Source organism: Ruegeria marisrubri, from assembly GCF_001507595.1.
In the GTDB taxonomy this organism is placed as follows: domain Bacteria; phylum Pseudomonadota; class Alphaproteobacteria; order Rhodobacterales; family Rhodobacteraceae; genus Ruegeria; species Ruegeria marisrubri.
Map to the genome: position 1 here is coordinate 1 of NZ_LQBQ01000009.1, position 14,934 is coordinate 14,934.

Annotated in this window: 8 protein-coding genes; 2 read left to right on the forward strand and 6 right to left on the reverse strand. The window is 60.7% G+C overall.

Going from position 1 to position 14,934, the window contains the following annotated elements:
* The coding region (locus tag AVO45_RS06930) for a PQQ-dependent sugar dehydrogenase family protein (RefSeq protein WP_205627864.1) at window positions 1–2,965 on the reverse strand (2,965 nt) is incomplete at its 3' end.
* 44 nt (window positions 2,966–3,009) lie between these two features.
* Window positions 3,010–4,365: a sugar transferase gene (locus AVO45_RS06935; RefSeq protein ID WP_338055960.1), complete on the reverse strand. Its 1,356-nt coding sequence runs from the start codon at window positions 4,363–4,365 to the stop codon at window positions 3,010–3,012.
* 848 nt (window positions 4,366–5,213) lie between these two features.
* Here AVO45_RS06935 and AVO45_RS06940 point away from each other — a divergent pair.
* Window positions 5,214–6,182 (forward strand): UDP-glucuronic acid decarboxylase family protein, encoded by a 969-nt coding sequence (locus AVO45_RS06940; protein WP_068345329.1) that lies wholly within the window; start codon window positions 5,214–5,216, stop codon window positions 6,180–6,182.
* Window positions 6,183–6,331: 149 nt separating this feature from the next.
* On the opposite strand, the gene galU is transcribed toward AVO45_RS06940, so the two are convergent.
* The 4 genes from galU to AVO45_RS06960 all read right to left on the reverse strand — a co-directional run bounded on the left by galU (window position 6,332) and on the right by AVO45_RS06960 (window position 11,998).
* A complete protein-coding gene (gene galU, locus AVO45_RS06945; protein ID WP_068345331.1) occupies window positions 6,332–7,225 on the reverse strand; it encodes a UTP--glucose-1-phosphate uridylyltransferase GalU in 894 nt (297 codons plus the stop codon).
* Window positions 7,226–7,496: 271 nt separating this feature from the next.
* On the reverse strand, window positions 7,497–8,798 hold the full coding sequence (locus AVO45_RS06950) for an HlyD family type I secretion periplasmic adaptor subunit (protein ID WP_068345333.1): 1,302 nt from the start codon (window positions 8,796–8,798) through the stop codon (window positions 7,497–7,499).
* 5 nt (window positions 8,799–8,803) lie between these two features.
* A complete protein-coding gene (locus AVO45_RS06955; protein ID WP_068345334.1) occupies window positions 8,804–10,537 on the reverse strand; it encodes a type I secretion system permease/ATPase in 1,734 nt (577 codons plus the stop codon).
* 381 nt (window positions 10,538–10,918) lie between these two features.
* On the reverse strand, window positions 10,919–11,998 hold the full coding sequence (locus tag AVO45_RS06960) for a DUF2793 domain-containing protein (protein ID WP_068345340.1): 1,080 nt from the start codon (window positions 11,996–11,998) through the stop codon (window positions 10,919–10,921).
* Window positions 11,999–12,272: 274 nt separating this feature from the next.
* On the opposite strand from AVO45_RS06960, the gene AVO45_RS06965 reads away from it, so the two are divergent.
* A partial coding sequence (locus AVO45_RS06965) for a hypothetical protein (RefSeq protein WP_068345341.1) occupies window positions 12,273–14,934 on the forward strand: 2,662 nt, incomplete at its 3' end.

The window sequence follows — 14,934 nt, forward strand, 5'->3', positions numbered from 1 at the left end:
CGCCGGCCTGCAGGAACTGGTCGCCCGAGCCCTGGCCGTTGTTCTTCACGACAAAGCCGCTCAGGATGGTGAAGGTCTCCGCCTCGACCCGGAACGGGTCTGGCGGCGGGGGCGGCGGGGGTGCGTCATTACTGTTGACGTCTATCCAGTCCCAGGACGCCGCAAACGAGTCATCGCCATCAGGCGCCGAAGCCATCATGCCCACGAAGGCCCCAGTCGTATTGCCCAGGTTGTCGTATTGCCCCTGGACGGCAGCAACCACGTCTGGTGGCAGCGCCAGGACAGAGGTGGAAACCCAGTCCGTATAGCTGCCGTCGTTGACGTAGCGGGCCCGCGCCGTTGCGGTTTCGCTGCCCGGCGTCATATCCAGATCAATGGCGACCTGAAAATTCGGATCGCCGACACCCGAGATTGTCGGCGCTTCGATTCCCGGTATCTCGACGAAGCTGCTGACAAAGGTGTCGTTGGTTTCTACGAGCAGTTGCACCCCGAATTTGATTGTTCCGCCGTCATCAACGACGGCGATGGTGGCTTCGGCATAATTGGATTGATCGCCCGGCCCGACGACCAGACCGACCTTTTCGCCTCCGTTCCAGACTTTGGCGGGTGGATCCGTGTTCAGGGAGTAGGTGAATATGTTCACCATCTCGGTCTGAATGGTCAGTTGGTTCGTGTCGGGTGCAGCGAACCCTATACCGAGGACGTTCTGCTGGGTGTTTGCCGCGCCCACGGCGGTTCCGTCATGAGCGACGTCCAGGCTGATGAAGCTGGAGGCGCCGCCCAGGTTGAACACGCCGCCGTTGAACAGCCCGGCGGTTTCATCGCCGCCGTTCTCGACCGCCGGCAAAATGCCATCGCGGAACACCGCGTTGATCCCGATGTCTCCGGCGATGCTGTTTCCCGGAGGAACCGCACCCGGCGGGGTCGAAGCGGGGTTGTTCAACTCGAAACCCCAGCGGGCCGTCTCGCCTTTCGAGATGATGACGCCAAGACCATCAAGGGGATCACCGACATGGGTGTCGACGATATCGTTGAGACCGTCCAGATCCATATCGTCGCCCGGATCGGTCGGCGTTCCGCCGGGAACCAGGAAGCTGATCGTGTCGGCCCCGTATGTCGCGACCGCAATCACACCGGAAAAATCGTCTATGCCGTCACCGGTGTTGTCGATCACGGTAGGTGACAGCCCCTGATCCGGAAGCGCCACCACAGCAAGCGGATTCGATCCTGACAAACTCTCCGTATGAACAATCGTGGCGCTGTCGGGGCGGCCATCCCCGTCAGTGTCCACCGGTTGCGCGAAATAGAGAGTCTCGTCAAAGCTGGCCGCGACGATGGTGCCTTTCAGCTGTCCGTTGAAATAGGTCCCGGTGTATTCGGTCAGACCATTGGTCGATTCCGGCGTCACCAGCAGGGAACCGTCACTGGTGGGATCGAGAAGCTGCGATTCAGGAGAGAACGGCGTGCCGTCCATGACGCTGGTGCCATCGTAGAAGTCCAGCGGATTGTCCAGAGAACTGCCCGGATGACTCCAGTCATAGCCCGACAGGACATCGAACAGATCGGGTGGCAGACCCGAAGCCGAGGTTACGTCGACCCAGTTTCCCGATCCATCCTGCTCATAGATGATGAGCAGCTTGGCAAGGTAGTCACGTGCATCCGCCTCGTTGTCGAATATCTGGATCCCATCGACGATTATCGGGTCCGACGGCGTCGCGCCCTTGTAGCTGCCATCGGTGTTGAAGGCTGCCTGAAGCGCGGTCTGCGCTGCCCGCAGGGGGCTGGCGTGGCCGCCATAGGTTCCGTAGGTGTCCGTTATGCTGCCGATATAGTGGAGTTGGTCTCCGAAGCCGCTGCTGCCGCTTTCATTGAACTCGTTCGTAGCGAATTCCGTAGTCCAGTCGTCCACGATCGCACCGTCGGAGTAGGACAGTGGTTGCCCGCCCCACCCGCCGTTCGGTCCGTTGTCCCACGTGAAAACATGACCCGATTCCATCGCGATGACGTCATAGGGGTTCCTGTAACCGGGCGCGTAGAGTTCGACCGGATTGCTCACCAGCTTGAGCTGGCCTCCATCGCTGACCAGAACGTAGTCGGTGATCTTGGCCTGGTTCAGGCCGTTGTTCCCACCAGCCCAATCGGGTTGCAGGACGCCTCCGACTTCTCCGTTGTCGTCGAGCGTGAAATTGGGATCCAGTGCGAGGTTCTGAATCGACAGGCTGGTCAGGTCGATATTGCTGCGGGTCGGGTCATCCAGGGTCGGTAGATCCAGTATGAACTGGTTTCCGTTGGCATCCGTGCGGATATCGTAGGATTCCAGTTCCGTGAGGTTGATCTTTATGATCGCGCCCGACCACGCGAAATCGATCGTGCCGGCGAAATTGTTGCCTGGCGCGCCTTTGTTGGTGATCCCGCCCACCGCGACATACATGATCACGTCGCCCGTATCCGGGTCGATCGCCAGGTCAATTCCGTTGTTCGCGTGGTTTTCCTCCGAGCGCGGCAACCCCCGGAGAATCGCGACGTTCGAAAGAACTTCACCGGTGTCAGGGTCCAGCGTGATGCGGTGGACCTGTCCCGAATTCGTATCAAGGCCGCTGTCTTCCCCGACAGCGATCCGCCAGTCCGAAGAAGACACGTAAAGAACGTCGTTGCCGTCGGCATCCGTGGTCACGGCCATGCCCGTGACCTGACGCTTTTCGTTGGTGTTCAGGGTTCCGTCATCATTGAAGTTCTGAATGTCCGTGGGAATGGCATCTATGAGCGTCGTGCCCGTGACGACGAATTCGTCCGTAGTGTCCGCATCTGGTCCATCAGGTTGGCGTTCCACCTCGTATCGGTAGATCTTGCCATCCTGTTGCGCGACGAAAAGGACGGCATTGCCCGTCTTGCTGAAATCAATGGCAGTGGGATTGTTTGTAATGTTTCCGCTTAGTTCGGAAATGCCAAAGGTGATGGGTTCCATATCGTTCCACTCCCCTTTTTAAATACTCCAATTTTTACAAATAGTTACTGCGGGACCGTCTTTTCGCCTGAAGCGATGGTGGTGGAAGCTTGCGGCGCCGGCGTATCTTCGAGGGAGGCAAAGCTGCGTCGGACGGCGCGAGCGGCGCCATTGAACAGGAAATGAGAGGGATGCGGGACCACCACCCGTTGCAGGAGGTAACGTTCCAGAATGTAGTGGGAAAACTCGCTCCTCGGAGCGTATTTCAGAACGGTGCCCTCTGCCGGCGTTTCAGACGTTGGTTCGGTGGTTATCCCGGCGGTTCTCCTGCTGCCGTCGGGGAGGGTGATGATCAACTCTCCGCCGTTGCCCGAAACCGGCTCGCGCAGAACGAAACGATCAGCGTCGATCCGAAGGACGGGATGCACCTTGCCACCGGCGCATCTGTACGCCACTTCGACACCGGAGCGGGACGCCCGGTCACCCGCATCCTGCCGGCCCCCAGGCTTTCTGACCTTCGAGACAACCTTGGACGTGAGGCTGGTAAAGGACCTCGCCAAGACGCAGGAAGCCACCAGCACAATCATCTGCGCCTCGCGCAGGTAGCTGACCGGCTTGGTGCACATTGCTGCATTCAAACGAGCCCGCACTGCCTTTGGTGTGCCGTGGCTCATGAGCGCCTGAGACGGTCCCAGAAGGCCGGGCTTGACGTCGAAACGTACTTGGAAACTGCGGACGCCGGAACTCATCTTGGCGGCGATCTCGGGCCGGACGGGGCGTGGGCCGCAGATGTTCATGTCTCCCTTGATGACATTCCACAACTGCGGGATCTCATCCAGGCGGGTCTCTCTCAGAAAGCTGCCCAGAGGCGTTTCCAGTCCGGATCCGTCAGGAAGCACCTGGTCTTTTGTAAGTGCTGCGGCCTTTTCAGTGTCCAGGGTTCGGAACTTGTAGATGTCAAAAAGCGTTCCGCCACGCCCGACGCGTTTGCCTCGGTAGAAAATCGGCCGGCTTTGGGTGATGTAGAGACCAAGGCTTATGATCCCTACCAGCGGCAGGACCATGAACAGGAGCACCGAAGCAAGCGAAGCATTGTAGATACGATGCAGAACCTCGGACCGGGGAACGAATCCGGTGGCCGCTCGTCGGCGTTTTGCCGACGCAGAACGTCCGATGGGCGTGTTTTCCGCGCTTTCCGAATCTTGTTCCGAGGCGCTCGAAATGCGGGAAACCTCTCCCTCCCGAGCATGGGTTTCATCTGGGGTAGGCTGGGGCTGAGAAACAGATCTGGAACGAGGCGCAGAAACGTCATTTTCGCTCGAAAAGCGAATTTCCTTAACACGCGAAAAAGGCACTCTCATGGGATAACCTTCCCTCTTCGGTAAACATCGGGAACTCAAAAAGGGACAGTTCCCGCACATAATAATCGTGCGCAAAAAATGCGCATAATATCCCACGCGTCTGACGAAACGCGAAATTTCCGTAATGCAATAGAGATGCTGAGCGTCAGCCTTCAGTCCTGCGGTGAAGAACAGCCCCCCAGCAATCTCCCCAGAACAATTCTAATGGCAAAACCCCCAAAAGCAAGAAACGCAACTGCGACCGGCGAGGCACCGACGATCACCTGGTTCGGCATCGACGGGCGATGATCGAAAAAGCGTCAACAAAAGTAGATACTTGGGAAGGTCAAGGAAGGATCCGGCGGAGCCCTGCTTTTCCGTGTCCATGGCGGCTGTCGCGCTCGAAGCACAGTCGGAGACAACGTTGGAAACGATTCGAAGAACGGAATCATTTGACGTGAATCGCCGGAACGGTTGGTCCCTATCTGAACGGACGAGGCGAGCAATCTGCCGTCGGTTCGCTGTGTCACTCGGTTTTGAGCGATGCAGGAACTTGCCGGATCAGGCTTGCGATTCAGATGAACTCGGACTTACTCTGGACGCAGTAGTCGAGGCGATCTGAATTTGAGAGATCGTTTCTTTTTGTGTGTGTGCAGCAGTTTGTCTGCTGGAATTGGTTTCTGGGCTCTTTTGAAATGCGACTCGAAGAAAACCCATTTCATCGAATTTCTCGCCGAAAGGACGTGTCGTTTTCGCGGCGCCTGCCGGATCAAATGCGGATCGTGGTCAGCAGGGCGGCAGGTTCTTGTCCGTTTCGCCCATCGCCAGTCAGGCCCGCTTCGCCAGTCGAACCGGCACCTTGTGGGGTGGCTGACCTGGACGCCGCTTGCAGTTGACCAGTTTCCTCGGAAAGGGAAGGTAGGTACCGAATGCCCAAGAACTATCGGAGCCGAAAAAGGGTTCTCGTGACAGGCGGGGCGGGCTTTCTTGGCTCCCACCTCTGTGACAGGCTGCTGGAACGCGGCGATGAGGTGTTGTGCGCGGACAACCTGTTCACTGGCACGAAGCGAAATATCGACCACCTTCACAATCACCCGCGGTTTGAGTTTCTTCGCCACGACGTGACATTTCCCCTCTATGTCGAGGTGGACGAGATCTACAATCTGGCCTGCCCGGCATCGCCCATCCACTACCAGTATGATCCGGTGCAGACGACCAAAACGTCCGTGCATGGCGCCATCAACATGCTCGGGCTTGCAAAGCGGCTGAAATGCAAGATCCTTCAGGCGTCGACAAGTGAGGTGTATGGAAACCCACGGATTTCACCGCAACCCGAGGAGTATTGGGGCAACGTCAACCCGATCGGCCTGCGTGCCTGTTATGACGAGGGAAAGCGCTGCGCCGAAACCCTGTTCTTCGACTACCATCGGCAGCATGGGGTGCCCATCAAGGTTGCCCGGATATTCAACACTTACGGCCCGCGCATGCACCCCCGCGATGGCCGGGTCGTTTCGAATTTCATCGGGCAGGCGCTGGCGGACGAGGAAATCACCATCTACGGCGATGGAAGCCAGACCCGCTCATTTTGCTATGTCGACGAACTGGTCGACGGTTTGATCCGGCTCATGGATACCGATGATGACGTCACCGGCCCTGTCAACCTGGGCAACCCCGCCGAGTTTTCGATACGCGAGTTGGCCGAATTGATCATCCATCAAACGGGATCCAAATCGGTTCTCAGTTTCCACGACTTGCCCAGCGATGATCCGACCCAAAGGCGCCCTGACAACACCCTTGCCAAAGAGCTTCTGGGGTGGGAGCCCAAGATCCCGCTGGAAGAAGGCCTCGGGTACACGATCAGATACTTCAAGGATCTGTTTCAAATCTGGGACAAGTAGAGTCTTCGGCACCGAGCGCGTAAACATCGTGGAGAAAGCTCTGGATCGCGGCAATGTTTGATACCGATCTGCGATTTCCCGCGAGCGAACTCAGCAAGATCGGTAAGCAATGAATATCGCTGTTGGGTTCGACGGCCGGCACCGATTACCTATTCTGCCGCGCGCGTAAACTGGCTCAACTGATCCAGATAGTCGCGCAGGTCATCGCGCAGATCTTCCCGACCCAACGCGAAGGCGACCGTGGCCTGCAGAAAACCGGCTTTCGATCCGCAATCGAATCGCTGCCCTTGGAATCGATAACCGTAGACAGGGACATTGTTTAGGATGTCCGCAGAAATGGCGTCGGTAAGTTGGATTTCGCCGCCGGCACCTTTCTTTGTTCGCTCAAGCTGGCTCAGAACTGAAGGCCCAAGTATGTAGCGTCCGATGACCGCCAGATTCGAAGGCGCGTCCTCGGGAGCGGGTTTTTCAATCATGCCCCTGACGCGCACGACAGACCCCATATCCTCGGAAACATCCAGCACCCCATAGGCCGAAGTCATTTCGCGTGGGACCTCCATGGTCGCGACCATGTTCCCGCCCGTCTCGGCATAGGCTTCGACCATCTGCTGCAAGCACGGCTTTTCGGCCGCGATCACGTCGTCCGGCAGTATCACCGCAAACGGTTCGTCACCGATGAGCCGTCGCGCGCACCTGACCGCGTGCCCCAGCCCCAACGCCTTGTGCTGGCGGATATAGGCGACGGCGCCACTTTCCATGTTGGTGGATTTCAGAACCTCGAGAAGCTGGGTCTTGCCCTTTTTCCGGAGCTCCCGTTCCAGAACGGGATTGTGGTCGAAATAGTCCTCCAGCGCGGATTTGCCGCGCGAAGTGACGAAAATGAAATCCTTGATCCCGGCAGCCCGCGCCTCGTCGATGGCATATTGCACAAGCGGGCGGTCAACGAGGGTCATGATCTCCTTGGGTACGGATTTCGTCGCTGGAAGAAACCGGGTGCCCAGCCCTGCAACGGGAAAAATCGCTTTGGTCACTTTATGCGCCATATCCATTCCTCGCATAATCGTTAACAATTAGAAAACTCCGACGAAGAAGCGGCGTACAGCACGAGATGTTGCGGTTCCGCGTCAGGCCCGCAGGCTGCAAACGCGCCTATTGCGGACACACCGGTCAGAGCAAATTCCTTTTGGTCTGAAACTCCAGAATGCCACTGTAGCACATGCTTCGATTCCCTGCAGGGCCGATTTCTGAGGTGCTTCAAGCGGCGGAAACAGGCACAGGCGAAAGCCGCCTGCGCCGGAGTGCCATGCGGTTTGCTCAGCCTTCGCGGAAAGCGTGTGTCAGTTGATCTGTCAGCGGCTTGAGCAGGAGGTTCAGAACCGAACGTTCGCCGGTTTGCAGAAAGGCCTCGACCGGCATGCCCGGTATCAGTTCGGAGTCGCCAAGGCGCGCCATTTCTTCCTGCGGCAAAGAGACTTTTACGCGGTAGAACCGGCGGTGAGTGGCCGGGTCGGTCACGCTGTCCGGGGACACATTTGTAACGGATCCGGCCAATTCCGGAGTGGAACGCCGATCGAAGGCTGGGAACCGGACCCGCGCGGCCTGTCCCACATGCACGATATCAATCGATTCCGGAGCGACCTCGACTTCGAACTCGACGCCGTCCGCGACGGGAACCACCGTCAGCAGCGTCTCTTGCGGTGCGACGACTCCGCCGCTTGTCCAGACCTGCAACTCGTGAACGACGCCGTTGACCGGAGAGCGGATATCGAGCCGGTTCAGACCTTCGTCCAGACGGGCAAGTTCCAGCCGGTTTTCGTCGATCTCGGCAGTGACCTGACGCAATTCCTCGACCACTTTGTCGTGGAACTCCTGGTCTGTTTGCGTGATTTTCAGTTCCGCATCCTGGATCGCGTTTTGCAGCCGCGCCAAGTCGGACCGGTGAACGGCGATCTGACCAAGCAGGCCCGCCTGCCTGCCCTGCAGTTCCAGCAGGCGGCTTTCCGGTATCAGAGACTTGCTGTACAGGGTCTCCATATTGCTCACTTCGCGGTTGATCAGCGCGACTTGGCTTTCCGCGGCTTCGATCTGCGCCTTGATACCCTCGGTTTGGGATTTGTGCTGTTCGATCTGCTCTTTCAACTGCGCCTTTCGACTCTCCTGAATCGCCCGACGCGACCGGAAGGCTTCGGCCTGCCCTTCCAGATTCCGCTGCAGCGCGTCCTCGTCCAGTTGGGCGAAGTCCTCGACACGAGCGATTTCCGAAAGACCCTGCAGTTCAGCTTCCAGCCTTGCTCGGCGCGCAACCAGTTCCGTCAGGCGGCCGCGGATGATGTCGCGGTTGATTTCCGAAAGCTTGGGGTCGAGCCGCATCACCACCTGCCCGGCTTCCACCCGATCGCCGTCGCGGACAAGGATTTCGCGGACGATGCCGGCTTCGAGGCTTTGCACCGGACGTGGCTTGCCCTGCACTACCACCTGGCCAGGCGCGATCACCGCGCTGCCGATGGTGACAAACTTGAACAGGACCAACACCAGCAACAAGCCGGCTGCCCCAAGGGCTGCTATGATCCGCTCGCGCCGGTCCAACCCGGTCTTGATCTGATTCCGTTCGAACATTTCCCTTACCCCACCTTCCGCGTCTCAACCGGCGTTGGTTGCGATGGAACCGACTGCATCGCCATGCGGAAAATTTCTTCGCGCCGACCGAACTTGGCGACTTTGCCCTGATGCAGGATCAGCACCTTGCTGGTCTCGACCAGAACGCTCGGCCGATGCGCCATCACGACGACCGTGCTGCCGGCTTCGCGCAGGAAACGGATGGTCTCGGTCAGTGATTGGTCGCCTTGGGTGTCCAGATGCGCATTCGGTTCGTCCAGAACCACCAGTTTCGGCATCCGATAAATCGCGCGGGCCAGGCCGATACGCTGGATCTGTCCCCCCGAGAGAGGCTGGCCGGCATAGCCCACCTTGGTCGCGTAGCCGTCAGGCAGGCCCAGGATCAGGTCATGCACACCGGCAGAACGGGCCGCTTTGAAGATGTCCTCTTCCTTCGCATTCGGATCGAAGCGCGAAATGTTTTCGGCGATCGTTCCCGGGAGCATCTCGACGTGCTGTGGCAGATAGCCGATATGGCGCCCCAGCGTGTCCGGTTCCCATTGATCCAACGTCGCGCCGTCGAGCCGCACCTCGCCTGCATCGGGCTGCCAGACCCCCACCAGCATCCGGGCCAGGCTTGACTTGCCCGCTGCGCTGTTGCCGATCACGCCCAGGACGTCGCCCGGCTCCAGCTCGAAGCTGACCTTGTCCAGTATATACGACCGGTCACGTCTCATCCCGCCGGGCATCAGTTTCGTCACCCCGGTCAACTGAACCGCACCCGTCGGTTCCGGAAGAGACACCCTCGGTTTGCTGGCCGGCATGGCGGCGAATACCTCGGCGAGGCGTTTGTGTGCTTCGAAGGCCCGGCCAATGCTGCGCCACTGACCGATCACCTGGTCGACCGGCGCCAAAGCCCGGCCCGCAAGGATCGACGCACCGACGATCATTCCTGCCGAAATCTGCTGATCCAGTGCCAGGTAAGCACCGCCGGTCAAGAGTATGGATTGCAGCAACAGCCTGAAGACGCGCGATCCGGCAGAGAAAATGTCCGAGCGGTCGCCGCCCTTCTGACTTTCCGCCAGGCCCGCTTGGTGGGCGGCGCGCCAGCGCTTGGAAACAGCCTCGCGCATGCCCAGGGCCTGCACGGTTTCTGCATTGCGCAGGCTTTGGCCGACAAAAGCGCGTTCCATTCCGTCAAGTTGCATCGCCCGCGCCAGCGCATCGCGAGTGGCCCACTGGTTGATCAGCGCCAGCGCCACAACGACGCCAGCCCCGGCCAGAGTCAGGTAGCCAAGCCAGGGGTGAATAATGAACACGGCAACCAGAAAGATCGGAATCCACGGGGCGTCGAAAAGGCCGCGAATGGCAGGGCCAGACAAAAAGCCCCGGATGATTTCGAGGTCGCGCAGGGCGTTGCCGCCCTTGCCGTTCTTGTTGTTGTTTTCGAGAAGCTGCCTGAAGGCCAGTTCCCCGGTCATTTCGTCGAAACGGTAGGCTGCACGGGACAGCAACCGCGATCGTATGAATTCGTATATGCCCATGAAGGCATAGAGCACGACCACGATCAGGAACAGGCCCAGCAAGGTCGGGACCGACCCGCTTGCCAGAACCCTGTCATAGATCTGCAGCATGTAGATCGGGCCGGTCAACATCAGGAGGTTGATGGCCGCACTGAACAATCCTGCCTGCACGAAACTGCCGCGCAAGGCGCGCAACGCCCGCCCATAGGGCGTCTGTGTCATTTCATCTGAAGTCATCGCACCCCTGCTTAGGTTGCCTGCCTGTGTCAATTCTCTGCCAAACAGATGCGGTGTTTCCGCACCTTACTCTCCCGCCGCCCCTGATATCACGTCGGCCGAGAAAGCTAACATAATATCTGGCTGCGCAGAACTTGGGCGAAGTATGGCAGGCCGCTTCGAAAAAAAAGCGCATACATATTCAGCCCGCCATTTTCGGCGGGTTTTTGCGGATAGCGTGCGACCGGTTGCGAAAGGCCGCCGAGAACGGCTGTGTTGCAAGGGTCCGGCCAAGGGGCGGGCGTGCCTATGGGTGGCTTCGACCGGGCTGCGCGCGCGACGCGGATTCGCCCCTTTGGCCGGCGATTATTACGCCCGGGAAGGCCCCCGGGCACTGTGGCATCAGAACCAGCGTCCGACGGCGACCACGGTGGGGGCGTGAAGCGCCGCATCGGATATGGCAGACAACACGCGGAACGACAGCTGGGCGTGAGACGGTTCATCCAGGCCCAGAAAGCGCAACTGGTTGCCGCCACTGCCGGTAACTGCCGGCGTGGTTCCGGTGGCGAAACTGAGAGGGAAGTCCCAGGTCACGGCCGCATCGCTGGAAAACAGCGCGCCTTGCGGCGCCGTACAGGATACCGCTCCCAGCTTGGCCGAGCAGATCTGAGTGCCGTCGGCAAACCGAACATATTCCCCGTTTGCATTGTTGCCCCGTTCGATCACCGCACCGGTGGGCAGGCCGCCGTTCTCAGTCACCGGGCCAAGAAGGTTTCCCGGTCCATAGCCGAAATCGGCCCGCATCAGACGGCCCGGCGTGGTGTCCGCGGCATGGGCCTGCACGGCGGCGCCTGCGGCCGCCCCCGTGGACGGCTCGAATCGCAGCGCTTCGGTCCATGTGCTGCCGTCCGGAGAGACCTTGACCGAAAACGCATTGTCCCCGTTCAGCCCCATCTCTGCGTGGCCAGACCAGTTCGACTGAAACAAAAGCGAAGCCGTGTCCGCTTCGGTCGCCTTGTTCACCTTGATCTGATGCCCCGCGCCCTCATGGCTGAACAGGGATGCCGGACTGCGCACTGACAGCCGGTTGGTCGCATCCGAACTGGTGGCAATGCCAATGCCGGCGAGATCCTGGGTCGAGAAGGGCGGTTCGACCCAGGCGTTGCCATCCCAGACCAGCAATTTGCCGGCACTTAGATCCCAGGCCCGCCATCCGGGGTGCGGATCAAGGAACTGCCAGGCGCCGTCGAGCCACGCCGCCAGTTTTCCGGCCTGACCTGCCCAGGCAGAACCCGGGCTGATACCCAAGGCATGAATCTCGCCCTCCGAAGGTGCGCTGGGCGGTGTCTCCGCCCCGGTGGTCGCGACACGCAGCTGCACGACCAGGTCCAGTCGCCGCAGGGCCTCGTTGTGGGTCACGTGTTTTTGGGCCTGAGACGGCTGCAGAAAAGGCAGGTCCAAAAGCGGTGAAGCGTCAGGCATGATGGGTTCTCCGTGGAAGCGCAGACAAGCTGCATTGCGCGCTACCTTGCTACCTGCGCGGTAAACCCCACCTGAGTGCACCGTGCGGCCTGCCCGAATTGCGTTAACCAAGACCCTTCGAATTCGAAGCAAACGCCCAGATGATGCCCGTTTCTTGCCTGTCTCGCGACGGCTGCTGCGGCCATTCCTGAATGCGGTGTGGTAAGAACAGAACTGGGTGGGCGGGGCTTTGAAACCTGAGTTCCGAGGACGTTTTTTCGCCGGGCAGGCGGTGTTGGATGGTGACCTGCGAGACCTTCAGATTGGTTCGGGTCCGCATGGCCCGGTGCTCTATGCGGCGACGGGGCAGAATGGCGGGTTGAGCGCCTTTGATCTGGCAGAAGGGGGGCTGGGCAAGGCGATGCCGGGGCCGGTCTTCTTCGCTCCGGACACAGCGGGTAACGGGCTGGGGCGGTTGACGCTGGTTCCGACCCTGGACGGGTCGAGGTTGTTGCTGGCGTCGGGGCCCGGTGGCGCGCTTACTGGCTATGACTTGCGGGATGAAGGTGGGCTTGGCGAACAGACAAGGCTTGCGCTGCCCGCAGAGGCAGGGCGAACGGATGCCCTCGCCTCGACGCGATTGGCCGATGGACGGATGGCTTATTATCTGCTCGACGCCGGGGCCGGACTGATTGGCGGATATGTCGAAACCGCGCCCGGCAGGCTCGAGCCGCTGGCCGGGGCCCTTCTTCAGGCTCTGGAGACGCAAAAAGGTGCCAGCATGATGAGCGTGGACGCTGGCGTAGGCCGTTTTCTGGTTATGGCCGGAAGCGGCTTGTCCGGGCCGGGTCAGGTCGTTAGCTACCACATTGACCCGACGAGCGGGGCTCTGGAATTCCGTGACAGCACCGGCGCGATCGAGGGGCTGGGTCTCAATACGCCAACTGCAATGGCCTCGGCGACCGCCAATGGAGTGGCCTGGGTGGTTCTGGGCGATCCCGCCAGCCAGTCTCTCAGCGTCCTGAGACTGGGTGCGGACGGCAGCCTGATGCCCACCGACTACCTGCTGGACACTCTGGATACCCGATTCGGCAACGTTCAATCCGTCGCCATGTTGGAGGCCGACGGCCACGTCTTCGTGGCCGCAGGTGGCGGCGACGATGGTTTCAGTCTGTTTACGCTCCTGCCCAATGGGCGGCTGATCCACGTCGCGACCCAGACCCACGACATCGGAATGGGGCTTGAGGATGTAACCGCGCTGGAGATGGCGCGAGTAGGCGGTGAAATGCAGATCTTCGCCGCAGGGGAAGGCGCTGCGGGGCTGTCTCAGTTCACCATGTCGCTCGGCAATCTGGGGCAGGTGATCCGGGATGTCTCGCCCGAGGGACGGCTCCTGTCGGGCACCACCGGCAACGACGTGATCCTGGCCTCGGATACGCCGTCGCCCGTTGCCGCCCGCGACCGCCTCGAGGGAGGAGCGGGTGACGACATTCTGGGCGCCGGCAGCGGCGGAAGCGATCTGTTGGGCGGGCCCGGTGCAGACGTTTTCGTCCTTGGCCCCGGAAAGCACCACATCCTCGATTTCGAGTTGGGCGAGGACCGGCTGGACTTCAGCAGCCTGCCTTTTCTGCGCAACCCGGCGCAGCTCACCTTGCGCCAACTTCCGGACGGCGTTGAGCTTCTCTACGGCGATACCGAAATCCGGATTACCTCTGCCACCGCTGCGCCGCTGACCGCGGATGATCTCTGGCCGGACCAGGCGTTCGGTGGTCCGGATCACCTTCCGGTCGGGGGCGGGGCTCCGGGGCAACCGGGGAAAGTGACCGGAACCGATGGCGATGACCGGCTCGAGGGCTCCTGGGTCAATGAGATTTTCACCGGTGGCGCGGGGGCGGATGTCTTCGTGATGACTCCGAACATGGGGGCCGACACCATCACCGACTTCGACCCCAATGTGGATCGACTCGATTTCTCGGCGCTCGATTCGGTGCAGCAGGCCGCCCTTGTGTCGGAACAGGTCGGCTCGACGCGGGTAATCACCCTGGGGGACAGTTCCACGCTGACACTGTTGGGGGTCGAGGCGAATTCCGCGCCCTCCGGGACCGTCGGCATTTCCGGTTGGGCGGGAACCTGGCAGGTCTTGCGGGCGGATATCGATGCAATCCAAGACCCGGACGGCGTTGCAACCATCTTCGGCTATCAGTGGATGCGAAACGGCTCGGACATCGCTGGCGCCACCACATCGAGTTACTTGCTGACCCCGACAGATATCGGCGCAACCTTGTCGCTTCGCGTGTTCTACATGGACAGGCTCGGTACCCACGAACAGGTTGTGAGCAAAGCCACCGGTCCCGTCGCCCGAGCGAGATATGGAACCGATTTCTCGGGGGTGATGTGGGGCGGCCGTGGCAATGATTTTCTGGTCGCGGGCAGGGGCGACGACACGGTTCACGGCCAAGGCGGCGGCGACACTCTGCTTGGCGGCGACGGTGCTGATCGGTTGTTGGGCGAGGCCGGCAATGACGCGGTTTTCGGAGGGGGCGGTCACGACACGCTGTGGGGGTCGACGGGCAACGACGTTCTTGTCGGTGGTCTCGGCAACGATTCTCTTCTGGGCGGAGAGGACCGCGACACGCTGAAGGGAGAGGCGGGCGATGACCGGCTCTGGGGCGGTGTCGGCTATGACGCGCTCTGGGGAGGGGATGGCAATGAACGGATCTGGGGCGGCGCGCAGGGGGACCGGCTCTGGGGCGACGGCGGCAATGATGCGCTCTGGGGCGAGGCCGGCAATGACGCGGTTTTCGGAGGGGGCGGCCACGACACGCTGTGGGGGTCGACGGGCAACGACGCTCTTGTCGGTGGTCTCGGCAACGATTCCCTTCTGGGCGGAGAGGACCGCGACACGCTGAAGGGAGAGGCGGGCGATGACCGGCTCTGGGGCGGTGTCGGCTATGACG